Consider the following 26,776-nt stretch of genomic DNA (forward strand, 5'->3'; position numbering starts at 1 on the left):
CTGGAAAGAAGATACTTCATGTCTGAATCGTTATAGTTTTCAGCGGAATCGTTCTATGAATCAGAAGAAGAAAAGTTGTATATTGTTATATATAAGTGAAATACTATGATTTAAGAATAGAAAAGTAAGGGAGGGGGAGTGCATGTCATGAATATATTAATTGTAGATGACGAAGTCCTTGAAGCGGAAATTATTCAGAAGTTGATTGACAGAAAACGCTTTCCTTATTCCGCTGTCTATGTGGCACAGAATATGGCGGAAGCTGTTGGGATATTGAAGAAATATCCGGTGGCAGTCATTCTGTGCGATATTGAGATGCCTCAGGGAAGCGGACTGGAGCTGACCAGATGGATTCGGGAACATGAAATAGAAGCGGAAGTCATTTATCTCACTGGTCACGCAGAATTTGCCTACGCCACAGAAGCATTGCGTCTGGGAGCGGTGGATTATCTTCTGAAACCGGTGGAACAGGAAGATTTGATGCGGGCACTGGAAAAGGCGGCCAGAAGGATACCGGACTTCCGGGGCGATACGGAAACGCTCAATGCAGAAAAGATTGTGGAGAAAGCAAAAATATATATAAAGGAAAACAGCCACAGAGAAATTTCCAGGGCAGAGGTGGCGGAGCAGTTTTTCATTCATCCGGATTATCTGTCGCACATTTTTAAAGAGTGGGCGGGAATCACTTTTCAGGATTACGTCATAAAAACACGGATGGACAAAGCAAAAAAGATGCTCATTTACACAGATACCTCCATCTCCAACATCGCAGCCAGCACCGGTTATTCTAACACCGCCTATTTCGCAAAACATTTTAAGCGGGAGACGGGAATGACTCCCAAACAATACAGACAGAATGCAAGGACGGCAGGATGAAGAAACTAGTGGAATTGAAAAAAAGGTTATTTGTCATTGTGGGCGGATTGGTGTTGGTGATGATTCTCATTGTACTGCTATTTAATCTGCAGCTGATGAGTGCCAACCGTCAGAGAACCCGGCAGAATAATCAGAGAAATCTGCAGATGTATATGATTACAGTAGACAGGGCTATGGAAAATATTGAGGATATGCTGATTGCTCAGGATATCGAAGATGTTGATCTTCAGAATATCCGAAAGCCACGATGCGAACTGGACAGGTATCTGTCTCTGTTGGAAAAGAGGACATTCTTCAAAGAGGAAATAGGAAAATACAGATTTTTAGACGGTCTGTTTCTGTTTGATAAAAGAGATAGAACATATATTGGTGTTAAAAGTGAAAATGTATCTGCGGAAAATCATACAGCAATAAAGAATCATTGTGCAGAATTAGTTTCCAGCTATGAGAATTCAGACACTCCCTCAGAATGGATGATTGCCGAGGTGGAAAATGAATACTATATTTTCCGAATGATGAATTGGAAAGAAATCTACTATTGCGCCTGGTTGAAGCCGGAAAATATGGTTGCTGATCTGCAGGGAGAAAAACGGCCGGAGGAGGGGATATATTTTCTTAGTGATAAAAAAGGAACAGTTCTCAATCAAGACAAATTGCTGCATGTGAAGAAAATTACAGGACATAAAATACAAATGGAAGGAACTTCCTATGAAGTTTTTTCTGAATCGCAGAATGGACGAGGCGGTCTAACCTTGTCCTATGTGCAAAAACAGGATTCCCCTTTTAAAGCAGCTGTACAGTTGATTATACCGGTATCGGTAATTTTGATTATGGGAGGATTTTCTTTGTTTTTGGTGTTGGTACTGACCAGTGAAATGGTATTAAATCCATTATCAAAAGTGTTTCTGGAAGAGGAGAGAAAGAAAAATCAGGCACAGCTGCAATTTCTTCAGATACAGACCAATCCTCATTTTTTGAACAACTGTCTCAGTCTGATTCGCAACTTGATTTTACTTAACAGAAACAGAGAAGCGGAGAAAGTGACTCTCGCTCTGGGAAAATTTACCCGGGGCTACCTGAATACTCAGACAGAAATTCTATTGAAAAATGAGATAGAACAGGTCGTAAGATATTATGAGATTCAGAAAATGAGATATGGAGAACGACTGAAACTGGATATTTATATGGATGAAGACATGGAAAATATTCTGGTTCCGGCTATGTCTATACTGACTTTTGTGGAAAATGCGGTAAAACATCAGATGAAGCAGAAAGAGACATTATTCATATTGATTTGGGTACGGCTTCAGAGAGAGAAGAATCAGGTGTTTCTGAGAGTGCAGGATAATGGAGCAGGATTTACACAGGAAATTCTTACTCAGCTGAGAAGCAGAGAGAATGGATTCGTGGAGAAAGAAGGAGAAGGATTGCCGGAGCAAGAACATATCGGTATAAAAAATCTGATGCAGCGTATGAAAATACTGTATGGAGAGCAGGCTTCTTTGTGTTTTGAGAATGCGGATACACAGGGAGCGGTAATTACAGTGATTTTGCCAGAACGGAGAGTCAATGTTGAGAAAACGGTGGAAGAAAGGGATTTAAAATGAAAAAGATTGTCATTGTCCTGGCAGGTATGGTCTTTTTATTTGGTGGTAGCTATTTTATTTTGTCGGAGTTGGATCGAAACGAAACACATATTACGGAAAACGTACGAAAGCAGGAACAGAATCAGAAAAATATCATAAAACTTGTGATGGCGGTACCCTACTCAGATGTTCCGGACAAAGATATGGAACAGATGGAGAGGGAGGTTAATGCGATCACCCGTAACAAAATAGGAGTGGAAGTGTCTTTTGTACGTGCGGATCATTATAGGAATACGATTACATTGATGCTGGCGGGAGAAGAACAGCTCGATATTATGATGGCTTCCGGAAATATGTTTATTGAGACGTACATCAATGAGAAGCTGGTGGCGCTGGATGAACTTCTTGAACAATATGGTCAGGGAATCATGGAAGAAGCCGGAGAGATGGCGATAAAAGCCTGTTCCATCAATGGAAAGATTTATGGCGTGCCTAATAACCGGGATTATGCGGCGGGAACCAATGCATTTATGCTTCGAAAAGATCTCCTTGACAAGTATGATATTGATCCCGCGGATATAAAGAATTTGGAACAGCTGGAAGAAGTGTTTGCTTTTATCAAAGAAAAAGAACCGGATATATCTGTGCTGGTTTCCGGCGGAGGAACCATGATTTCTAATCTGTATTTTACCAGTCTCATGATGGGGAGTTTCCGCCCCGGCGTGCACATGGATTACGGCAGAGACGAGAAGATAGTTAATCTGTTTGATACTGAAGAATATTTTGAGGCGTTGAAACGGGTTAGAAGATGGTATCTGCAGGGATATCTTGACGAGGATATGCTGGGTCAGACAGAAAGCCTTTTTGCCAGGGTGAGAAAGGGAGAAATTTTTGCTTACACTACAAAATGGAAACCGGGAATTGAGAGTCAGGATACCAATGCCGCCGGATATGAGATGGTATGTGTACAGCTGGGAGAAACGGCAGTTAGTTTTAATACCTATGCGGCCATGCCCTACGTGATTACTAAAAATACTGTGTCGGAGAAAAAATCCATGGAGCTTCTGAATCTGATGTATACCGATCCGGATATTATGAACCTGATGTCTTATGGCGTAGAAGGAGTGCATTATAAAAAGACGGAGGACGGGCATTTTACTTATGTGGATGAGGAGAAGAGAAATCCTTTTATCAACAATGCCTGGAAGGTTCCCAACCAGTTCATAACCGGCGTATGGGAGGGAAATCCTCTGACATTGTGGGAAAATATGAGAAAATTTAATGAAGAAGCGATTCAGTCCTGTGAGATAGGGTTTAATTTTGATATCAGCCCGGTGATGACGGAATACTTCGCTTTAAGTGACATTTATTCCAAATATAAAAATATATTGGAAAATGGTCTGGTGAATCCGGAAGAAGGGCTGGAGACGATGCTGGCAGAAATGTATACCAGTGGACTTTCCGATGTGCTGGCGGAAGAGAGAAGGCAGTTTGCGTATTGGAAAGCGCGGACAGATCAGTAGATTGTGCCAAATGTACTGGAAATGTTGCCAGATCACCGGATGGCAATATCTGTATGAGAGATATGCATTGGATGAAATTGTGCTAAATGCACAAAAAAGAAAAGATATCAAATTTATTTTGTGATATATCAGGTTATTTATAGGATTTCTGACTTGTTTTTGTTATGCTGAATATACAAAAATAACGAGGAGGGAACCTATGAGAAGAAAAAGTATTGTATCATTGGGAATGGCTGCGGCTATGGTTGTGACGCTGGCAGTTCCGGGGGGGAATGTGGAAGCAGCGGCAAAGCAGGCGAAAAAAATCACATTTACCAAAAAGAAACTGACCGTCAAGGTGGGACAGAAAAAGAAACTGAAATCAAAACTGAAAGTAATGCCAAAGACGGCAAAGAAGAAAGCGCTGAAAAATGTAACCTGGAAATCTTCCAACAAAAAGGTGGTCAAAGTTAATAAGAAAGGCGTGATTACTGGAAAGAAGGCTGGAAAAGCCACGGTTACTGCTAAATTAAAAGTGGGAAAAAAGACTTTAAAAGCCAAATGTAAGATTACTGTAACAGCACCGGCAGCAACTACGCCGACAACACCGACAACGCCATCGATGCCACAGACACCGCAGGTGAAAGTAACGGAAGTGAAGGCAGACAAGAGTAATCTTACGCTCAATGAGAGAGAAAACGCGCAGCCGGCTATCACTGTTCTTCCGTCCAATGCCTCTAACAAGACCATCCAGTATACATCTTCCGATGAAAATGTAGCTGTGGTTGACGAAAAAGGCGTCATTACCGCTATCGCTCAGGGTACGACGGTTATCACGGCAGCAGCCACAGACGGCAGCGGAAAGAAAGCGGAGATTACTGTGACTGTGACCAAAAAGAACCGCCCGCGCACAATCATCACCCAGGATGCGGAAGTGGATGATATGGATTCTCTGATTCATATTTTACTGTATTCCAATGAAATTGATATTCAGGGAATCGTGCAGAGTTCTTCTCAGCATCACTGGATTGGTGTAGACGGAAAAGAGACACCGGAGGGTCCGACTGCAGGTATAATGAAGAGCAGTACAGGCCATAAATTCAGCGAAAAGAAACGCTGGCCGGGCACTGACTGGATGTTTGAATATCTGGACGCCTATGAAGAAGTGTATTCCAATCTGAAAAAACATGACAGCAGTTATCCGACACCGGACTACTTAAGAAGTGTCACAAAAATTGGAAATATCGGTTATGAAGGTGAAATGGATGCACCGACAGAAGGTTCCGAGCTGATTCGCAAAGCCATTCTCGACGACGATGAGAGAACTCTGTATCTTCAGGCATGGGGCGGCATCAATACCATTGCCAGAGCGCTTAAGGATATCGAAGAAGAGTATAAAGGTACAGATCAGTGGGATGCCATCTATGAAAAAGTGGTCAATAAAGTGGTGATTTCTGCCTGTGGCGAGCAGGATTATACCTATGAATATTATATTCAGGATGTGTATCCGGATCTGAAATTCATGAACAGCAATCAGATGGGTGCTTACGCTTATATGTGGGGTGCAAGACCGGATGATGCCAGCAAGGCAACCCTGAAAGCAGACTACATGTTAAAGAATCTGGAAAAAGGCCATGGCGCGCTTCTGGATCTTTATGTAACCTGGGGTGACGGCACTTATCTGGAAGGAGAAGGAGACTCTGACCAGTTCGGATGTAATGAGGACCTGCTGGACAGCACAAACTGGTGGGGAAGAAGAGCCTATCAAAGATATGATTTCTTATCTGAGGGAGATTCTCCGACATTCTTCATGCTCTTTGACACAGGTCTTCGTTCTCTGGAAAGTTCCACTTACGGCGGCTGGAGCGGCAGATTGGAAAAAACTACCACAAGAACCAATAAAGACGGTGTCTTGGTCAACTACTGGAGTCCGGTGGAAGATACATACATAAGAGACGGCGGAACTCCGCAGGAGAATGATCCGGCTACGATTCTTTCCAGCTGGAAATATGTGGACGATATTCAGAATGACTTTTCTGCCAGAGCGGACTGGTGTATCACGGACAATTATGATGACGCCAACCATGCGCCGGCGCTGAGTGTGGAAGGCGGCGTGGATGTGACGGCAGCTGCAGGAGAGAAGCTGAAATTAAAAGCCATCGCCTCCGACCCGGATGGGGATTACGTGACTGTGAACTGGACTCATTATGCCGATGCGGATACTTATGCCGGCGATACCGGATTCACCTTAAAAGGCGCAGCTTCCGATATGGTAAGCTTCACTGTTCCGGAAGATGCCGAAAGCGGCGATACTATCCATCTGATCGTTCAGGCAAAAGATGATGGCGAGCATACTCTGACCCATTATCAGCAGGTGATCATCACCGTGGAATAAGTGGGACATTGTGGATCAGTCATAGCAATAATAAGTCATACAACTGGATTCCTCTTAGAATGAATGTGCGATGAAGAAGTGCTGCACGACAGACTTCTCAAAGCAGGTGGGTATCCCGAAAGTATTTTAAGATACTTTCGGGATACCTTTTTTTGCCTGTTTGTGTTATGATAACAAAAGTATTGCAGATACTATAAGAAAAACTATTCAGGAGGTTTTATATGCTGAATATTTCAGAATTAAAAGGCTATGTGCTTAAAGAGCGCAAAAAGATAGAAGAATTACATGGGGAGGGGTATGTGCTGGAACATAAACGTTCCGGAGCCAGAGTGCTGCTCATCGACAATGACGATACCAATAAGGTGTTCAGTATTGCGTTCCGGACACCGCCGGCGGATGATACCGGAGTGGCGCATATTCTGGAACACTCGGTGCTCTGCGGTTCTGCGAAGTTCCCGTCCAAGGACCCGTTTGTGGAGCTGGCCAAGGGTTCCCTCAATACATTTTTAAATGCCATGACCTATCCGGATAAGACCGTGTATCCCATTGCCAGCTGCAATGACCAGGATTATCACAATCTGATGCATGTATATCTGGACGCAGTTTTTTATCCGAACATTTATCAAAGAGATGAGATTTTAAAACAGGAAGGATGGCATTATGAGCTGGACAGCGCCGACGGGGAACTGAAGTTCAACGGTGTGGTTTACAATGAGATGAAGGGCGTGTTCTCCTCAGCCGATGATCTTCTGCAGAGAAAGATTCAGGCGGCGCTTTTGAAAGATACGCCGTATTTCTACGAGTCAGGCGGTGATCCGGATGTGATTCCGGAGCTGACCAGGGAAGGATTTCTGAATTTCCACCGGAAATATTATCATTCGTCCAACAGTTACATTTACTTATATGGAAATGTAGATTTTGCCAGAGAGCTGGCGTTCATCGATGAAGAATATTTAAGTCATTTTGAGAGAAAAGAGGTTCATTCGGAGATCGCGCTGCAGGAGCCGTTTGCCGCACCGGTCACCGTGAAAGATACCTATCCGGTGTCCGAGGATGACGATGACGGCGGTGAGGGCATTTATTTGAGCTATAACGCTGTGACCGGAAGAAGCTGCGACAACGAGGAGATGCTGGCCCTGCAGATTCTTGAATATGTGCTGTTCTCCATGCCGGGAGCTCCGGTGAGGAAAGCGCTCATTGACGCGGGGATCGGCAAAGATGTGGACAGTTATCTGGACGCCGGTATTCAGCAGCCGGTATTCTCTGTGATCGTAAAAAATGTACAGCAGGGAAAAGAAGAACAGTTTAAGGCAGTTATGGAAAAGGCTCTGGCAGAACAGGCGGAAAACGGTATGAACAAGAAGGCCATTTACTCGGCCATCAACAATTTTGAGTTCAAATACCGGGAGGCAAATTTCGGACGCTATCCGAAGGGGCTCATCTATGGTCTGAACTTTTTAAATACCTGGTTGTATGACGACAGCCGCGCCATGGATCTGGGCGATACGCTGACACCGCTGGCGAACCTTAAAAAGAAGGTGGAGAGCGGTTACTTTGAGGAGCTGGTGAAGAAATATCTTCTGAATAACACACACAAAGCGTTTGTGAATCTGTATCCGGAAAAGGGAAAGAATGAGAGGGCAGATGCTGAGTTAAAACGTCAGCTGGCTCACATTAAGGGAACCCTGGATAAGAAACAGCTTTATTATCTTACCGAGCAGACCAGAAAGCTGAAAGAATTTCAGGAGACGCCGTCCACTCAGGAAGAACTTATGAAGATTCCTCTTTTGAAGCTTTCTGATATCACCAGGGAGGCGCTGCCGTACCGGAATAAAGAGATGAACATCGGAGGAATCCCGACCGTCATTCATGATTACCGCACCAACGGCATTGTGTATCTGGATTTCTCTTTTGATTCCACAGAACTTCCAAAAGAACTGATTCCGTACGCGACCCTTCTGGTGGAGCTGTACCGTTATGTGGATACGGAGCACTACAGCTATAATGATCTGGCCACGGAGATTAATTTAAAAATTGGCGGAATCGCTTTCCAGACCGGTATCTATCCACTGGTGTGGAAGAAAGATGGTTTCCGTCCGTATTTCAGCATCCGGATGAAATGTCTGGGCGAGCAGGTGGCAGACGGCATGGAACTGATGGAGGAGATTCTTTTCACCTCAAAACTTCAGGATGAAAAACGGTTAAAAGAAATCATTTCCGAACTCCGGACCAAAATGGATACCCGGATACCGGCTTCCGGCCATGTGTATGCGGCCAACCGGGCTCTTTCCTATGTGGATCCGATGATGAAATATAAAGAAATTGCCGAGGGAATTGATTTCTATGATTTTGTAAAGAATCTTGACAATCATTTTGAGGAGAAAAAAGAGATACTCATGGAAAATCTGGTGCATGCGGCTCAGTGCATTTTCCGAAAAGAAAATCTTATTTTGGGCCTGACCGGAGAATTTAACTTTAAAGATCTGCTGGAGGGACATCTCTCCCGTTTTGGAAACAGACTTTATGTGATGCCGTGTGTAAAGGCGGCCCCAAAGATGGAAATGCAGAAATTAAACGAAGGTTTCCGCACTTCCAGCAAGGTGCAGTATGTGGCCACAGCCGGACGATTTGAAAGAGAAGGACAGGATTACACGGGTGCTCTCCGGGTATTAAAGACTATTTTTTCCTACGATTATCTCTGGGTAAATATCCGTGTCACCGGCGGTGCCTATGGTTGTATGTGCGGCTTTTCGAGAAATGGTTACGGTTATCTGGTGTCCTACAGGGATCCGCATCTGACCGCCACCATGGATGTCTATAAAAATGCAGCGGATTATGTGCGGAATTTTGACGTAAGCGACCGGGATATGACCAAGTATATCATTGGCACCATCAGCACCATGGATCAGCCGCTGGAACCATCGGCTCTCGGCGACCGTTCCTTCATGGGGTATCTCACCGGAACCACGCCGGCAATGCTCCAGAAAGAGAGAGAACAGGTATTAAATACCACACAGGAAGGTATCCGTGCGCTGGCGCCGTACATGGAAGCGCTCATGGAAGCGGACACGGTTTGCGCCATTGGAAATGACAAGAAGATCCGGGAAGCGGATATCTTTGAGAATACACGGATGCTGATGCAGTAGAGAGGAGTATATATGAGTAAATTTAAATCCGGATTTGTAACGATTATCGGGAGACCGAATGTGGGCAAATCCACTTTGATGAACCGTCTGATCGGGCAGAAGATCGCCATCACTTCCAGCAAGGCGCAGACCACGAGAAATCGTATCCAGACCGTTTATACCTGCGAGGAAGGACAGATTGTCTTTCTGGATACGCCGGGTATCAACAAGGCAAAGAACAAGCTGGGCGATTACATGCTGATGGCAGCGGAGCGCACCTTAAATGAGGTGGATCTGGTGCTGTGGCTGGTGGAGCCGACCACCTTTATCGGCGGCGGAGAACAGTACATTATTGAGAAGCTGCAGAATGTAAAAACACCGATCTTCCTGGTGATCAATAAGACGGACCTGGCAAAAGAGGAGGATATCCTGAAAGCCATCGTGGCCTATAAGGACAAGGTGGATTTTGCGGAAGTGATTCCGGTCAGCGCCCTGGAGGGGACCAACACCCAGGATTTGATCAATACCATTTTCAAATATCTTCCGGAAGGACCGATGTATTATGATGAGGACACCGTGACAGACCAGCCGGAGAGACAGATTGTGGCGGAACTGATCCGGGAAAAGGCGCTGCGTCTTTTAAGTCAGGAGATACCTCACGGCATTGCAGTGGTCATCGAGAGAATGAAGGTCCGCCCGAAGGGAAATATCGTGGACATTGAGGCGACCATCATCTGCGAGAGAGATTCACACAAAGGAATTATCATCGGCAAGAAGGGAGACATGATCAAAGAAATCGGTTCCACGGCCCGTCAGGAGATCGAGAATCTTCTGGATATGAAGGTGAACCTGAAAATGTGGGTCAAGGTCAAGAAAGACTGGAGAGACAGCGACCTTCTGCTGAAGAACTACGGATATAATAAGAAAGAGCTGTAGTGGAGAACAGCAGAAGTAGCCGGACACTGATGTCCGACAGTGAAGTAAGGCAGGCAGAGAAAATGAGCGAACAGACAAAGGTGACGGGCATCGTGCTATCCGTATATCCCGTCGGAGAAAATGACAGACGTCTGACCATACTGACAAAAGAAAGAGGGAAGATTCAGGTATTTGCCAGAGGGTGCCGCAAGCCGAATCACCCTCTTTTTGGCGTGACGCAGCCCCTCATCTACTGTGAATTTATGATTACGGAGGGACGCAGATACAACTATCTCAATTCTGCGGAAGGAAAGAATTATTTTCCACATCTGAAAGAAGACCTGGAACACATTTATTACAGTACTTATGTGGCAGAGCTGGCGGAATATTTCACTGTGGAGGGCATGGATGAGAGAAATATCCTGAACCTGCTTTTCGTGACGTTTTCCGCCATGGAAAAAGATAAGGTGCCGCTTCCTCTCATCCGCCGTGTCTACGAGCTGAAGATTCTTCAGTATTACGGTATCGGCATGGAGGTGTTCCAGTGCATCTCCTGCGGAAAGACAGAGAATCTGGATACCCTTTCTTTCGAGGCGGGCGGCGTGTTATGTCACGACTGCGCCGGCAGGAATGCGAAGGGCGGCACAGCTTCCACGTCTCAGGGGACCAGCCGCCAGGGCAACGGCGGTCAATTATCCGGCGGCACCCATGTGGAGCCGGCGGTGCTTTACACTCTTCAGTACATTTTGAGCGTTCCGCTGACACAATTGTACAGTTTTGTGTTAAAAGAAGAAATCTTTCTGGAATTTCAGTGGATCGTAAAACATTTCTTCCGAATGCACGTGGAGCATCGGTTCAAGGCTGCGGAAATGCTGGACGAACTGTGAAAAATGCGGTGCAAAATATGGCTGCACAGGAAAAAACTCTTGAAAAGAGCGCATATCCACGGTAGAATAGAAACCGATTATAAAATGCGCGGCCCTTTTTTAAGAGCAGCAAAATAAAAAGAAAAAAGAGGTAAGACATTATGGAAAAAACAATGGATAAGATTATCGCTCTTGCCAAGGCAAGGGGGTTCGTATATCAGGGTTCCGAGATTTACGGCGGCCTGGCAAACACCTGGGATTACGGTAATCTTGGCGTGGAGCTTAAGAACAATGTCAAGAGAGCCTGGTGGAAGAAGTTCATCCAGGAGAGCCCGTACAACGTAGGTGTGGACTGTGCTATCCTCATGAACCCGCAGACATGGGTGGCTTCCGGACATCTGGGAGGATTCTCCGATCCGCTGATGGATTGTAAGGAATGTAAAGAAAGATTCCGTGCCGACCAGCTCATTGAAGACTTCGCCAAAGAGAACGGCATTGAGCTGCCGTCTTCCATCGACGGCTGGAGCCAGGAAGAGATGAAAGCGTTTATCGATGAGCACAATGTGCCATGTCCGAGCTGCGGCAAACATAACTTTACCGATATCCGTCAGTTTAACCTGATGTTCAAGACCTTCCAGGGTGTTACAGAGGACGCAAAGAATACTGTTTATCTTCGTCCGGAGACAGCCCAGGGTATTTTTGTCAACTTTAAGAATGTACAGAGAACTTCCAGAAAGAAAGTTCCGTTCGGTATCGGACAGATTGGTAAGTCCTTCCGTAATGAGATCACACCGGGTAACTTTACGTTCCGTACCAGAGAGTTCGAGCAGATGGAGCTGGAATTCTTCTGTAAGCCGGATACAGATCTGGAGTGGTTCGCTTACTGGAAAGATTTCTGCGTGAACTGGCTGAAAGATCTGGGTATCAAAGACGAAGAAATGCGGATCCGCGACCATGAGAAAGAAGAGCTTTCCTTCTATTCTAAGGCAACTTCCGACATTGAGTTCCTCTTCCCGTTCGGATGGGGCGAGCTGTGGGGTATTGCCGACCGTACTGATTACGACTTAAGCCGTCATCAGGAAGTATCCGGAGAAGATATGAGCTACTTCGATGATGAAGAGAAGAGAAAATACATCCCGTATGTCATCGAGCCGTCCCTGGGTGCTGACCGTGTGACTTTGGCGTTCCTGTGTGCAGCCTATGATGAGGAAGAGATCAAGGAAGGCGATGTGCGTAACGTTCTGCACTTCCATCCGGCCATCGCACCGGTGAAGATCGGCGTGCTGCCATTGTCCAAGAAGCTTTCCGAGGGCGCCGAGAAGATTTATCAGGAACTGTCCAAGACATATAACTGCGAGTACGATGACAGAGGAAATATCGGTAAGAGATACCGTCGTCAGGATGAGATCGGTACACCTTACTGTATCACTTACGACTTTGATTCCGTGGAAGACGGCGCTGTGACTGTCCGTGACCGTGACACCATGGAGCAGGAGAGAATCAAGATTGAAGATCTGAAAGCATACTTTGAGGAGAAATTTGCTTACTAATCCTGCGGGTGAATGAAGATTTGTGGGAATCAGTCACAGACCATGAGAACGAAGTATCAGAGGTTTGTGATAAAGAACTGTAATAAAGAAACCGGCAGCGGCCAGTGGGATTCTGGCTGCTGCCGGTCTTTTGCTGTCTGCCGGAAAATCAGGCTGAAAGGCATTTCCATTGACAAACATTTTGGTCAGGGGAAAAGTCCTCTTTTGTCGACGCAGGGAGCGTCAGCGCAAAGAGATGGTGAAGGCGTCTCCGATTGGTTTGTAATCTTCGGAATTCTCACCGTTGCTGTCTGCCAGCTTTAGGGCATAAGGGGTGAGTGTGAGAGAAGAAGCTTTGTCGGAGACATAACCGTTTTCGGTGGTGTCCACCACCATTTTTCCAATACCGGTCATGCCATCGTAATTGCTGGTGTAAAATTCCACTGGATTGCCCAGGTCATCGGTGCCTTTCAGGATGACGTCGTAATCGCTGTTTTCATCGGTGGAGGTAAAATAAATCTTCTGTCCCACGGCGTTACTGGTGTAGCGGTTAAAGGTGATGGAAGTGTCATTTGGCAGAGAGTAAATGGCATTCAGGCTTACGTCTCCGGTATCGGCCTTCAGCTCATCGCCCGAAGTAGTAAATTCCAGTGCTCCCAGGCGGGACAAATCCATGGCGTCAGATGAATCGTTATTTTCATCATCCATCAGCAGATAAAATTCCAGTTCCATGGTCTGACTGCCGGACAGATCGGAGGCCTTTGGTATGTTGATTTCTTCTGTGCAGATGATGGAGGTATTGTTGACACGATCTGTAGTGCCGCCGCTGCCGTTGGAAAGGCTTTTGCCGTTTATAGACACATCCACCGCCGGTACAAAATTATCGTTGTCCAGAGACAGCCCGGAATCTTTTCCGAAGTTCATGGTGTAAGATACATACAGAGTATCGTCATCCCAGATTACATCGTTTAAGGTGGTGGTGATATCATTTTTGGTGAAGGAACTTCCCACCACGGTGCGGTACGGACTGATGTCCTTGTTGATATTCAAAAGCTCCGCCAGGCTGTAGATCACATTTTTGGACTGAGCATACACCGTTTCCCGGATCGGTGCGGATGCGGCGCCTAAGAGGAATACAAAGGCTGCCGCCGCTGCCGCGCAGCGTTTCCAGGAATGAAAGCGCCGGCCTGAAGGTTTGGTATCGGATGCCAAAGTCTGGCCGGAGAAAGCCGGGGACTCCGCCTGTTCAGACTGCATTCTTTTGGCGAAGGCTTGTTTCCAGTTTTTTAATTCTTCTTTCTGCACCGGGCTTGTTTCATAAGTATCTGTATGATTATCTATTTCATTGAGTAAAGTGTAAATTTCTTTTTTCATATTTTAGGACCTCCTATTTTCTTTTTACAGTGCTCTGGCCTGGGAAAGGCGGGAAAACGGTTTTGGTTTCTGCCGCCTGCAGTGCCTGGCTGCCGCGGGGAAACAGTGTCCGCAGTTTTCGTTTGCTGCGGGACAGCCGGTTATAGAGGACGGATTTTTCTGTGCCGGTCTCCCTGGCAATCTCATCGAAGGATTTTTCCTCCACATAAAGTTTAAGGAAGAGTTCCCGGTCTCTTGGTTTGAGACAGGAGAGCATTTCGGTGGTTTCTCTGGAAAATTCCTCGGAAAACTGTGTCTGCATATCCAGGGCTTCTTCGATTTCAAGAAAATCTTCCTTTTCATCCCAGCTGCTCTCCAGAAGATGGCTGGCGTATTTCCTTTTATAGTCAAGGGCCTTCAGGCGGGTGATGCCGGCGATCCAGTTGGCAAACGGGTTTCGGTCCGGCTGAAAGGAATCAATGTGATTCCAGACGGCGAAGAAAACGTCGCTGATACATTCCTCCTCATACTGGGAGAGGACGCTCAGATACCGGTGAGCCACGGATCTGACCAGACCACCGTAATGGACCATGACGTATTCCAGGGCCTGTTCATTTCCTCTGGAAAGCTCCTGAACGAAGTTTTGTTCTGTTATTTTCATAACTGCTCCTTTTTGTTTTAAGTATGCCTCCGGCGTACTTGCCGCAAAGCGCGCGCTCCAAAGAAGCTTCAGCTGCGGCCTCTGTAATCCGCCGGAGGCTCAACTTTCAGCGGGGGCACCCCGGCTGAAAATTGTACATCCGGATGTTTGGTTTATTATATCGGTTACACTTTATATTCGCAAATGCAGAGGGAAATCTATCAATTTTCAGCAAATTTTTTCAGGAATATTGCAAATTGCGGGCAGCTGCGGTATGCTGAATGACAGACAGGCCAGGACTCACGGGTGCGTCCTGAAACTGTGCGGTTTTGTAAAAAGGATCGAAGAAAATGAAAACATGAAGGAAAGGATAAAAAGATGGCATATTTGAGAATGGATTTTTTATCGGATGCACTGCAGAAGATCACGACCATAAGCGTTGTGATTCCCAACGATGTTTCAGAGGAGGACCGGAAAGGAAACAGTTCCTATAACAGGGGCATGAAGACCCTGTATCTTCTCCATGGTTTTACGGGCAATGACACGGACTGGATCTGCGGCACCAATATTCATACCCTGTGCAAAAAGTATAATTTCGCGGTGGTCTGTCCTTGTGGAGATAACAGTTTCTATCTGGACCGGGAGATGACCGGGGGCAAATACAGTACATTTATCGGAAAAGAGCTGGTGGACTATACGAGAAAAACTTTCGGATTCTCTGACCGGAGAGAAGATACCTTTATCGGCGGTTTTTCCATGGGAGGCTACGGGGCTGTCATCAACGGCATGAAATACTATGAGACCTTCGGGAAGATCATGGCTTTCTCCTCCGCTCTGCATCTGGATGAGATGGCGGACAAGGGAGAAGATTACAGACATGAACTTTTCAATGAAGCGTATCTCCGGGAAATCTTCGGGGAGCCGGGACAGCTTAGAGAAAGCGACCGGAATCCCAAATTTTTGATAGAGCAGATCAGAAAAGCGGGAGGGGAGATTCCGGAACTTTATCTGGCCTGCGGCACGGAGGACAGTCTGATCGGCGAGAACCGCAGGTTTCGGGATGATCTGTATGAAAAACAGATTCCTGTTCTCTACCATGAACAGCCGGGCGCTCATGACTGGGATTACTGGAACAGAGAGCTGCAGCCGGCGGTGCGCTGGCTGATGAAGTAAGAGAAGAGCAGTTCCCGCGCCGGACCTGTTCTCTCTGCCGGATGCATTCGGGATGGGCGGCGTCTGTCTGGCATCCGCCTCCCGGCGCATTTCCTGTGAAATGTGACAAAAACTTCCGGAAAGAAACAGATATGGAAAATGGCGGTTAATTATATTAAACAAAATGTGAATATGACATTATAAAATTAAGTAAAGAAAAATCAAATGTGGTAATAATATAAGAAAGCGATTAAAAAAAGCAAGCGAAAATCGTCAAATCTTATGAATCTGAAAAAATGCACAAAAAACACTTGCTTTTTTGAATCAATGGTTGTATTTTATATCTAGCAATTGCGAAAGACATATAACTTAATCTTAACGAGAACAAGGGCGTTCGTGAATCATCAGATTCTCGGACGCTTTTCTGATTATACAGAGATTTTTCTCATAACCAGATACTGTTCTGTCATGGATGATAATGGAAAGGATGTTACGACTATGAAAACAGATGTCAAAGAAATCTTTGGTTCCAACGTATTCAGCGATGCGGTAATGAAAGATCGTCTGCCGAAAGCCGCTTACAAAAAGATGAAAGCTACCATCGATGCCGGTGCAGAGCTTGATCCGGAAGTGGCAGATATTGTTGCCCATGAGATGAAAGAATGGGCCATTGAAAAAGGAGCTACTCATTTTACTCACTGGTTCCAGCCGCTGACAGGTATTACTGCTGAGAAGCATGACGCGTTTATTGATCCGCAGAGCGACGGAACAACACTGCTTCGTTTCTCCGGTAAAGAGTTGATCAAGGGAGAACCGGACGCTTCTTCCTTCCCATCCGGCGGCCTTCGCGCAACCTGCGAGGCAAGAGGATATACCGCATGGGATTGTACATCACCGGCCTTCATCAAGGAGACCCCGCATTCCACCATCCTCTGTATCCCGACAGCCTTCTGTTCCTATAAGGGAGAGGCTCTGGATAAGAAGACTCCGCTGCTTCGTTCCATGCAGGCACTGGACGTACAGGCAATGCGTATTTTAAGATTATTCGGAAATACAACTGCACAGCATGTTTCCACATCCGCAGGACCGGAACAGGAGTATTTCCTTGTAGATAAAAACATGTACTTAAAGAGAAAAGACCTGATTTTCACAGGACGTACATTATTTGGTGCCATGCCTCCAAAAGGACAGGAAATGGATGATCACTACTTCGGAACGATTCCGGAGAGAATTCTTGGTTTCATGAGCAAGTTTAACGAGGAACTCTGGAAACTGGGTATCTCCGCAAAGACCCAGCATAACGAGGTTGCTCCTGCACAGCATGAGATCGCACCGATCTATGATCAGAACAATGTGGCAACAGACCACAACCAGCTGGTAATGGAGACTGCACAGAGAGTTGCCGATGAAGAAGGTCTGAAATGTCTGCTTCATGAGAAACCATTTGCAGGCATCAATGGTTCCGGTAAACACAACAACTGGTCCATGGCTACCGATACCGGCGAGAACCTGCTGGATCCGGGCAAGACTCCTCACGAGAACATGCAGTTCCTTCTGTTCCTTGCCGCAGTCATCCGTGCCGTGGATGAACACGCAGACCTCCTGCGTCTGTCCGCATCCACACCGGGTAATGACCACCGTCTGGGAGCTAACGAGGCTCCGCCAGCCATCATCTCCATCTTCCTTGGCGAACAGCTGGAGGACGTGGTAGAACAGTTCGTGGATGCCGGAGAGGCAACCAGCTCTCTGGAAGGAGAAGAATACGTTTCCGGCGTACATTCTCTCCCACACTTTAAGAAAGACGCCACAGACCGTAACAGAACCTCACCATTTGCCTTTACAGGAAATAAATTTGAGTTCCGTATGGTTGGTTCCACACAGTCCATCGCAGATCCGAACACTGTGCTTAACACTATTGTGGCAGAAGTTCTCTGTGATATGGCTGATAAGCTGGAAAAGGCAGACGATTTCGGTATGGCAGTCCATGATATGATCAAAGAGACTATGGCTGCTCATAAACGGATCATCTTCAATGGCGACGGTTATTCAGCAGAATGGGTGGAAGAGGCAGAGAGAAGAGGTCTCCCGAACATCAAATGTATGGTGGACGCTGTCCCGGCCCTCACAAAACCGGAAGCAGTGGAAATGTTTGAGAAACATGGTGTGTTCACAAAGGCAGAACTGGAATCCCGTGCGGAAGTTCTGTACGAGACCTACTCCAAGACCATTCACATCGAGGCTCTCACCATGATCGACATGGCGAAGAAACAGATCATCCCGGCCTGCATCAAGTATCAGACCAGCCTGGCAGATTCCATCAATGCCATCAAGGCAGCGACACCGTCCCTCGATACTTCCGTACAGGAGAACTTAATGTCCGATATCGCATCCAACGTGAAGGAAGCCTTCGGCGCATTAAAAGAACTGGAAGACGTGACAGCCAAAGCAGAAGCTATGGACGATGTGGAAGCACAGGGCCACTACTATCACGATGTGGTATTTGCAGACATGGGTGCACTCCGTGCTCCGGCAGACCGTCTGGAGATGCTTGTGGCTAAAGAAGCATGGCCATTCCCAAGCTACGGTGATCTGATCTTCGAAGTTTAATTTGGAAGCGCAGTAATTAAAGTTTAATCTGACAAGAAATCTTCAACATAAATAATCCTCAACGTAACAGGATACCCATCCTGACATAAAATGCATAATGCAATAGAAGTAAGACATCAAGCAGAAAATCCGGCTCATTTTGGGCCGGATTTTTTCATATACTGGTATGCATAAAGAAATAAAAAGAAGGGATGCCGGTGAGAAGAGACAGGAAAAACTGGGGACGGCGGGCGGTTTTGTGGCTGGGATTGTGTCTGGCTGGCTGCCTGTACGCACCCTATGCCCGGGAAGCAGAAGGGAGGTTCCTTCGCGCCATGGAACAACCAGCGGAAATTACAGATGTCATGGGAGAAGGGACGGCGGACGGTGATGAGGAAACTGTGACGCAGAAAGTCGCGTACCTCACCTTTGATGACGGCCCGTCCACCCATTCCGGCGAGCTTCTGGATATCTTAAAGGAAGAAAATGTGAAGGCCACGTTTTTTGTGGTGGGAAAGGAAGATGAAGAATCCCGGGAAATATATAAACGGATCGTGCGGGAAGGCCACAGCCTGGGACTTCATTCTTATTCTCACGTTTATAAAGAGATTTACAGTTCCGCAGACAATTTTCAGGCAGATTTGTGGAAGCTGAAAACCTATCTTTATCATATCACCGGGGTGAGCTGTGATATTTATCGTTTTCCGGGCGGGAGCAGCACCACCCAGATGAAGTTTCCGCTGGAAGAGGGAGAAAAATTTCTGGAGGAAAAGGGAATCCGCTATTTTGACTGGAACGCTACCGCGGAGGATGCCGTCTGTGTGCAGTCCGCGCCCGGCGTCATTATGAAACGTGTGTTGAAAGATGCATTAAAACATGATAAGACCGTCATTCTCATGCATGATCTCAATTGCTGCAAGACTACACTGAATGCTGTCCGCCCGCTGATTGCCAGACTCAGAAAAGAGGGATATACCTTCGACCGGCTGACCAGAGATACTATTCTGGAATGAAAATATCTGTCGGTCAACGATGATGCCCGGAATCCGGGGCTGTCAGCAAAATGCAGGAATTTGCCCGGAAAGCATCAGAAGAATTGACAAAAGGCACATCCTTCGCTATATTAATAAGTTATGAGAAAGAAACTTGGTGAAAATATGAAGTACCATTATTATGAAGTGATCGAAAAATTAAAAAAACGAGGAAGCTCCCCCGGACTTGAGACAGTCCGAGGGCTTCTTGATGTCCTGGGACATCCGGAAGAGCGGCTGCGCATCGTGCATATCGCGGGAACCAATGGAAAAGGCTCTGTCTTTGCATTTCTGGCATCGATGCTGAAAGAGGGAGGATACCGGGTGGGACGGTACATTTCTCCGACCATCCATTCCTATGAGGAAAGATTTCAGATTGACGGGAAAGAAATTTCTCCGGATAAACTGGAAATGTATTTCTCCCGCATGGAGCGCGCCATGGCGCAGATGGAGAACGCGCAGACAGAGAAGAATCATGAGATGCCAGGACAGCAGCCGGGGCAGCCTTCGGTTTCCGGGGGGCAGCCGCTGCGCCTGCCGACTCTTTTTGAGGTGGAGACAGCCCTGGCCTTCCTTTATTTTGCGGAGGAGGGGGTGGATTTCGCTCTCATTGAGACGGGCATGGGAGGAACCTGCGACGCCACCAACGTTATAGAACACCCGATGCTGACGGTGATCTCCTCCATAAGCTATGACCACAAGGCGTTTCTGGGGGATACGCTGCCGGAGATCGCCGGGCAGAAGGCAGGCATCATCAAAGAGCAGGTGCCGGTCGTTGTGTCGGAAAACGTGCCGGAAGTCTGCCGGGTTCTGGAGGAGAAAGCCCGTGAGAAACACGCGGAATGCACTTTTATAAAGGAAGCGGACTACCGGGTGGAGACAGAGGCTGTGAACGGCAGTACATTTATATGGAAGAAACACAGATTTACTATCTCTCTGCCGGGACGCCATCAGATATCCAATGCGGTGACAGCGTTGACTGCGGCGGAGAAGCTGTCCGGAATCTTGTCAAAGGCCGGGCAGCCGCAGGAGAATTCGGGCATTGGCTGGTCTGCGATGCAGCAGGGACTTGCCGGTACCCGGTGGCCGGGACGTCTGGAACTTCTGCATGAGAAGCCGTACATTTTCCGGGATGGTGCCCATAATCCCGACGGGGCGCGTAAATTAGGGCAATTTCTGGAAAAACATTTTACAAACCAAAAAATCATCTATATAATGGGAGTGTTAAAAGATAAAGAGTACGAAAAGATGCTTGCGGAGCTTCTGCCGCTGGCAGCTCAGGTCTACACATTCCGGCCGGATAACGAGAGAGGCCTTTCCGGAGAAGTTCTGGCCGGCTGTGCGAGAACGTTTGGGGTGAAGGCAGAAAGCTGTGACAATGTCAATGCGGCCATGGAACGGGCGGTGAAGCAGGCGAAAAAAGAGGACGTGCTGGTGATCTGCGGCTCCCTGTCCTTTATGGAGGAAATGGATGACAGTCTGTGGCAGGATCTGCCGGCCGCTGAGAACGCTGAGAACGAACAGACGGCATCGGGAGCTGACAACGAAGAGAGAACAGATAACAGTGGAAACTGACAACGAAGAGAGAACAGATAACAGCGGAAACTGACAACGAAGAGAGAGCAGATAACAGCGGAAACTGACAACGAAGAGAGAGCAGATAACAGCGGAAGCTGACAATAAAAAAAGACCACATCAGGAGGAGACATCGTGAGAATAGGAAAATATAATCTGGATCTGGAACATCAGGGATACATCATGGGGATTTTAAATGTGACCCCGGATTCTTTTTCCGATGGGGCCAGATATCAGTCCATGGACGCGGCACTGTTTCAGGCAGAGAAAATGATCCGGGAGGGAGCGGCCATCATCGATATCGGCGGCGAATCCACAAGACCGGGGCATGAAAAGATTACGGATGAAGAAGAGACAGAGCGGGTGGTGCCGGTCATTGAAGCGGTAAAAGAGAGATTTGATGTGCCGGTTTCCCTGGATACGTACAAATATGCGGTGGCGAAGGCAGGGCTTGCTGCCGGTGCGGATATGATCAATGATATCTGGGGACTCAAATGGGACGACCGTCTTGCAGCGCTCCTTGCCGAAAACGGCGCAGCCTGCTGCCTGATGCACAACCGAAAGCAGGCGGACTATCAGGATTATCTGAAAGATTTCATGGAGGATATGCGGGAGACTCTGCGCATTGCCGATGCGGCGGGAATTTCCAGAGAAAAAATCATGCTGGATCCCGGGGTGGGCTTTGCCAAGAGCTGTGAGCAGAATCTTTCTATCATCAGACATCTGGATATCTTAAAAGAATTCGGACTTCCGGTTCTTCTGGGGACTTCCAGAAAGTCTGTCATCGGCGCGGTTCTCGATCTGCCGGTGGATGAGCGGGAAGAGGGGACCATGGCAACCACGGTCATCGGACGGATGAAGGGCGCAGCAGTCTTTCGTGTTCATGATGTGGAGAAGAATTACCGTGCCATGAAGATGGCCGAAGCGATTCTCGCGGCAGAATAAAGAAGAAACAGAATCGCGGACGGTTGTGGAAAATGACTGCGGCCGGGACAATCACAGGAAAATACAAGGATATCGACAGAAACTGGGTGTATGAAATGGATAAAATAACAATTAAAAATCTGGAAGTGTTCTGCAACCACGGTGTATATAAAGAAGAAAATGTACTGGGGCAGAAGTTTTTGGTGGATGCGGAGCTGTTCCTTTCCACCAGGAAGGCCGGACGTTCCGATGAGATGGCGGATTCCGTCAGCTATGGAGACGTGTGCCGGCTGATTTCCAAAGAAATGAAAAAACAGAATGATAATCTTCTGGAACGGGTGGCGGAGAGGCTGGCGGAACAGATTCTCCTGCAGTTTGCGCTCATAAAAACCGTCCGGATTGAGGTGAAGAAGCCGTGGGCGCCGGTGATGACCCATCTGGATTACGCTTCCGTATCCATAGAGCGGGGCTGGCACCGGGTCTACGTAGGAGCCGGTTCCAACATGGGAGACAGGCAGGCCTATCTGGATGAGGCAGGAAAGAAGCTGGAAAGCGACGGATGGATCAGACATTTCCGGGCGGCGGAAGTCATAGAGACGGAACCTTACGGCTATCTGGATCAGGATAAATTTCTCAATACGGTCTTTGAATTTGACACTCTGTATGAGCCGCGGGAACTTCTGGGAAAACTGCAGCAGCTGGAGCAGGAAGCCCACCGTGTCCGGGAGTTCCGCTGGGGACCTCGGACGCTGGACCTGGATCTGCTGCTGTTTGACGACATGGTCACCGAGGAGGAGGATCTGGTCATCCCGCATCCGGAGATGACCAAGAGAATGTTTGTGCTGGAGCCTCTGTGTGAGCTGAACCCGTACGCGGTACATCCGCTCTACAGGAAACGGTTCCGGGAATACAAAGAGACCATGGGCAGAGAGGAAGCGCCGGAGTAGAGCAGCGAGGAATGAGATTGACAGAATAAAACAGTGAACTCCAGTGAAAACAGCAGATATAAAAATATTTGAAATTTGATAGAGGAACTGGGAAATGGATAAGATAAAGAAAGATATTAATCAGATCAGAGAAGATATCAAAGAGGTCGATTATAAGATTGCGGAACTCTTTGAGAAGCGCATGAAATATACGGCGGAGCTGGCCGAGGCCAAAAAAGAGATCGGGGCTCCCATTTATGATAAAAACAGAGAAGATGAAAAACTGGCGGATATCACAAAGAACCGTTCCAATCCTTTTATTGTAAAAGGTCTGGAAGAGATTTTCATTCAGATGATGTCTATCAGCAGAAAATACCAGTATCATCTGGTGCATCAAAGAGACCGCTACATTGAAAACTATTTTACAGAGGTACCGGAGCTGGTGATGTTTCCGGATACCAGAGTGGTGTACGCCGGAGTGCCGGGGTCATTCACCTGCATGGCCAGCGAGAAGTTTTTTGGAAGAGATATCGATCATTACGGAGTGGCGCAGTTTAAGGAAGTGGCGCTGGCTCTCAACAATGGAGATGCCGATTACGGTGTGCTTCCCATCGAGAATTCTTCTGCGGGAGATGTGGCAGGAGTCTACAACATTCTTCTGGAGAATGATGTCTGCATTGTGGGAGAAGTTTTTGTGAAAGTCGACCATTGCCTTTTAGGCTGTCCGGGTAGTAAAATAGAAGAGATCAAGACGGTATATTCCCATCCGCAGGGATTGATGCAGTGCGCTCCGTATCTGGAAAAACTGGGCGCTGAGCAAAAAAGCGTTGAGAATACAGCCATAGCGGCGGAGATGGTGGCGAAGAGAAATAATCCGCAGGAGGCAGCCATTGCCAGCCGCCGGGCCGCTGAGCTTTACGGACTGGATATTCTGGCGGAGAGCATTAACTTTGACGCGAGCAACGAGACCCGTTTCGTCATTCTCTCCAAAAAGCGCCAGTATACGAAGGATGCGTCCAAGATCAGCATTTCCTTTGCGGTTCTTCATGAGAGCGGAACTCTTTATAATATACTTTCACATTTTATCTATAATGATCTGAACTTAAGCCATATTGAATCGGTGCCGCTGCCGGATCGTCAGTGGGAGTACCGTTTTTATGTGGATATCAGCGGCAATCTTCATGATCCAGAAGTGCGCAACGCTCTGCAGGGAGTGCGGGCGGAAGCTGCCAATTTCAGGATCCTGGGAAATTATTGATCATACGCGGAAGAATAATGAAATTTGGAGTAGGATAATAAATGGATATAAAAAAGATTCGCAGTTTTATACCACAGAAGAAAGGTCCCATGGGGAAAAAAGAGAAAATCGTCCTCGGAGTGCGTCTTGTCGTTGTGGCGGCGCTGTTCTTTTTGATGTGGTATCTCTGCCATAATTTCATGGATTATCAGAAAAACGCCACCAGTCAGGTCAACAAATACCGGGTGGATCAGGTATGTATGCTGTCTGACGGCAGCGTGGTCACACAGAATTTTGTGGCCAGGCATACCCATTTAAAGACGGTAAAACTGTATTTCAGCAATGATTATACCGGCGTGGCAACGGGAAAGCTGATTCTCAATATCATCGACAGTGAGACCGGGGAGAGTGTGTCCCGGGTATCAAAGAAGATCAGCAACCTGATGGATAATGATTATACGGAGTTCAACACCGATGTGCAGCTCCGGAAAGGAAATAAATATTCTATACAGATTTCCACTGTGGGAACCGAGTCCGGAAAGGAACCGATCGTGTACCAGTGGAGCACCAGAGAGACCGGTTTCCAGGGCAAACTGCAGGTCAACCGGGTGGAACAGCAGAAATATCTGGTGGCGCAGTTTTATTATCCGGTGACGATTTACCAGCAGTGGATGGGAATCTGTGCCCTTCTCGGTCTTGTGATCCTTCTGGTGCTGTTTCCGATTCCTGCGCCGGAAAGAGTGAAGGCAGTCCTCGGATATCTGTTGTTTTTTGCCGTCCCGCTTTTTACGTTCTGGTTTGTGGAGCGGTTTACCAACAATTCCATAACAAAGCTTAATCCGGCCGAGTTCTGGCTGAATGTGCTTGTCTATTATCTGTTTTTCGGAATTTTATATCTTATTTTTGTATCAAGAAAGGCAGCGGTGACCATTGGAACGATATTCTTCTATGTGGTCGGTCTGGCTAATTACTACGTTTTGAATTTTAAAGGTTCTCCTATCGTGCCTTCGGATATCATGTCCGCTTCCACGGCGGCCGGAGTGGCGGGAAACTATACCTACAGTATTCAGCCGGTATTTGTGTGGAACGCTTTGCTGCTTCTGCTTTTTCTGGCGGTGCTCTGGCGGTGCCCGATGAGAAGAAAGACCGGGTGGAAAAAACGGGTCATCATGGGCTGCGTCATCGCTCTGGCCGTGGGAGTTCTTGGTTATTTTGTGGTGGAAGAGCGGACGCTCAGGAGCTACGGCATTAAAAACAATGTCTGGGATCAGAAGAAAGGCTACGCCAAAAATGGATTTTTCTTCGGCTTTGTGCTGAACATGAATTCTCTGGTGCAGGAAAAGCCTGACGATTATTCTGTGGAGGCAGCGGAAGACATCGCGGCCCGCTATGAAGAAGAGTTTGCCAACGAGGAAGAAAAGAAGGATGGAAGGCTGGAAACCGAGGACGGCACAAAGCCTAATGTCATCGCCATCATGAACGAGGCCTTTTCCGATCTTTCCGTGGTGGGAGATTTTACCACCAATCAGGACTATATGCCGTTTATCCATAATCTGACAGAGGACACGATCAAGGGTTCGCTTTATATGTCCATCTTTGGTTCAGGAACCTGCAATTCTGAGTTTGAGTTCCTCACGGGGAATACCATGGCTTTCCTGCAAAACGGCATTATCGCTTACACTCAGGTGGTAAAGGACAAGCTGCCGAACCTCACGTATACTTTAAAACAGCAGGGATATAAGGGAAATGTGGCGCTGCATCCGTACCTGGCGTCCGGATGGAATCGTCCGGAAGTGTACGGTTACATGGGCTTTGAACATTTCTACAGCGAGAGCGATTTTACCAACCCTCTCATGTACCGGAAATATATTTCTGATCAGTCCGACGTGGAGAAAATCATAGAACTCTATGAAGACCGGAAAAATACCTCAAAACCGTTCTACCTGTTTAATGTGACCATGCAGAATCACGGCGGTTTTGACAAGAGCTACAGTAATTTTACCAACGATGTGCAGATAACCGATAATCATAAAAATGAACAGGCGGAGCAGTATCTTTCCCTGATCAAGAAGACCGACGAGGCTTTTGAGTATCTGGTGGATTATTTCTCCGGGGTGGATGAGCCGACCATCATTGTGATGTTCGGAGATCATCAGCCGGCGGTGACCAGCCGGTTCTATGACAGTATTCTGGGAAAATCTTCCGATGAACTCACATCGGAGGAGCTGATGAAGAAATACCAGACTCCGTTTATTATCTGGGCCAACTATGATATTGAGGAGACAACCATCGAGAAGATGAGCGCCAATTATCTGAGCGCGTATGTCCTGCAGGAAGCGGGACTGAAGATGACTCCGTACCAGAAGTTTCTTATGAAGCTTTATAAGAAGCTTCCGGTGATCAGCGCCATGGGCGCCTATGATGCCGACGGTTATTATTATGAATCTGTGAAAGAGACGCCATATGAAGATATGGTGCAGGAGTATCAGATTCTTCAATATAACAATCTTATTGATACTGATCACACAGTAAATTCTTTCTTTTATTTGAAAGAGTAA

18 protein-coding genes are annotated in these 26,776 nt (G+C 47.0%); 16 read left to right on the top strand and 2 right to left on the bottom strand.

All coding sequences use genetic code 11. The features are described 5' to 3' along the window. The first annotated feature begins 147 nt into the window (after positions 1-147). The 8 genes from B5E53_RS00860 to B5E53_RS00895 all read left to right on the top strand — a co-directional run bounded on the left by B5E53_RS00860 (position 148) and on the right by B5E53_RS00895 (position 12,815). Positions 148-876, top strand: a complete 729-nt coding sequence (locus B5E53_RS00860; RefSeq protein WP_087311821.1) for a response regulator — start codon at positions 148-150, stop codon at positions 874-876. After that, a complete protein-coding gene (locus B5E53_RS00865; RefSeq protein ID WP_087311823.1) occupies positions 873-2,483 on the top strand; it encodes a histidine kinase in 1,611 nt (536 codons plus the stop codon). Before B5E53_RS00860 ends, B5E53_RS00865 begins: the two co-directional genes overlap by 4 nt. Beyond that, entirely contained in the window at positions 2,480-3,985 is a 1,506-nt protein-coding gene (locus B5E53_RS00870; protein WP_087311825.1) for an ABC transporter substrate-binding protein, read from the top strand. Before B5E53_RS00865 ends, B5E53_RS00870 begins: the two co-directional genes overlap by 4 nt. A gap of 199 nt (positions 3,986-4,184) precedes the next feature. Beyond that, positions 4,185-6,359 (top strand): nucleoside hydrolase-like domain-containing protein, encoded by a 2,175-nt coding sequence (locus B5E53_RS00875; RefSeq protein WP_087311827.1) that lies wholly within the window; start codon positions 4,185-4,187, stop codon positions 6,357-6,359. Positions 6,360-6,580: 221 nt separating this feature from the next. Beyond that, positions 6,581-9,505 carry an insulinase family protein gene (locus B5E53_RS00880; protein WP_087311829.1) on the top strand — a complete coding sequence of 975 codons (2,925 nt, stop codon included), beginning with the start codon at positions 6,581-6,583 and terminating at the stop codon, positions 9,503-9,505. A 12-nt stretch (positions 9,506-9,517) separates the two neighbouring features. Next, positions 9,518-10,420 carry a GTPase Era gene (gene era, locus B5E53_RS00885; RefSeq protein WP_087311831.1) on the top strand — a complete coding sequence of 301 codons (903 nt, stop codon included), beginning with the start codon at positions 9,518-9,520 and terminating at the stop codon, positions 10,418-10,420. 62 nt (positions 10,421-10,482) lie between these two features. Continuing rightward, positions 10,483-11,286, top strand: coding sequence for a DNA repair protein RecO (gene recO, locus B5E53_RS00890; protein ID WP_162611733.1), 804 nt, complete (start codon positions 10,483-10,485; stop codon positions 11,284-11,286). Positions 11,287-11,426: 140 nt separating this feature from the next. Continuing rightward, positions 11,427-12,815 (top strand): glycine--tRNA ligase, encoded by a 1,389-nt coding sequence (locus tag B5E53_RS00895; RefSeq protein WP_087311835.1) that lies wholly within the window; start codon positions 11,427-11,429, stop codon positions 12,813-12,815. Between the two features lie 222 nt (positions 12,816-13,037). On the opposite strand, the gene B5E53_RS00900 is transcribed toward B5E53_RS00895, so the two are convergent. Together B5E53_RS00900 and B5E53_RS00905 are read right to left on the bottom strand one after the other, a co-directional pair. Beyond that, on the bottom strand, positions 13,038-14,168 hold the full coding sequence (locus B5E53_RS00900; protein WP_087311837.1) for a DUF4179 domain-containing protein: 1,131 nt from the start codon (positions 14,166-14,168) through the stop codon (positions 13,038-13,040). 13 nt (positions 14,169-14,181) lie between these two features. Then, positions 14,182-14,808, bottom strand: coding sequence for a sigma-70 family RNA polymerase sigma factor (locus B5E53_RS00905; protein WP_087311839.1), 627 nt, complete (start codon positions 14,806-14,808; stop codon positions 14,182-14,184). Positions 14,809-15,165: 357 nt separating this feature from the next. Between B5E53_RS00905 and B5E53_RS00910 the strand changes: the two genes are divergently transcribed. From B5E53_RS00910 to B5E53_RS00945, 8 genes are all read left to right on the top strand, one after another. Further along, positions 15,166-15,960 carry an alpha/beta hydrolase family protein gene (locus B5E53_RS00910; RefSeq protein ID WP_087311841.1) on the top strand — a complete coding sequence of 265 codons (795 nt, stop codon included), beginning with the start codon at positions 15,166-15,168 and terminating at the stop codon, positions 15,958-15,960. A 477-nt stretch (positions 15,961-16,437) separates the two neighbouring features. Next, positions 16,438-18,546: a glutamine synthetase III gene (locus B5E53_RS00915; RefSeq protein WP_242963463.1), complete on the top strand. Its 2,109-nt coding sequence runs from the start codon at positions 16,438-16,440 to the stop codon at positions 18,544-18,546. Between the two features lie 197 nt (positions 18,547-18,743). Continuing rightward, positions 18,744-19,538: a polysaccharide deacetylase family protein gene (locus tag B5E53_RS00920; protein WP_162611734.1), complete on the top strand. Its 795-nt coding sequence runs from the start codon at positions 18,744-18,746 to the stop codon at positions 19,536-19,538. Positions 19,539-19,658: 120 nt separating this feature from the next. Continuing rightward, positions 19,659-21,131, top strand: coding sequence for a folylpolyglutamate synthase/dihydrofolate synthase family protein (locus tag B5E53_RS00925; protein WP_087311845.1), 1,473 nt, complete (start codon positions 19,659-19,661; stop codon positions 21,129-21,131). A 135-nt stretch (positions 21,132-21,266) separates the two neighbouring features. Further along, positions 21,267-22,076: a dihydropteroate synthase gene (gene folP, locus B5E53_RS00930; RefSeq protein WP_087311847.1), complete on the top strand. Its 810-nt coding sequence runs from the start codon at positions 21,267-21,269 to the stop codon at positions 22,074-22,076. A 32-nt stretch (positions 22,077-22,108) separates the two neighbouring features. Beyond that, a complete protein-coding gene (folK, locus tag B5E53_RS00935) occupies positions 22,109-23,002 on the top strand; it encodes a 2-amino-4-hydroxy-6-hydroxymethyldihydropteridine diphosphokinase (RefSeq protein ID WP_242963475.1) in 894 nt (297 codons plus the stop codon). Positions 23,003-23,096: 94 nt separating this feature from the next. Continuing rightward, positions 23,097-24,239, top strand: coding sequence for a bifunctional chorismate mutase/prephenate dehydratase (locus B5E53_RS00940; RefSeq protein WP_087311849.1), 1,143 nt, complete (start codon positions 23,097-23,099; stop codon positions 24,237-24,239). Between the two features lie 41 nt (positions 24,240-24,280). Then, positions 24,281-26,776 (top strand): LTA synthase family protein, encoded by a 2,496-nt coding sequence (locus tag B5E53_RS00945; RefSeq protein WP_087311851.1) that lies wholly within the window; start codon positions 24,281-24,283, stop codon positions 26,774-26,776.

This window comes from Eubacterium sp. An11 (assembly GCF_002161065.1).
Taxonomy (GTDB): domain Bacteria; phylum Bacillota; class Clostridia; order Lachnospirales; family Lachnospiraceae; genus Anaerobutyricum; species Anaerobutyricum faecale.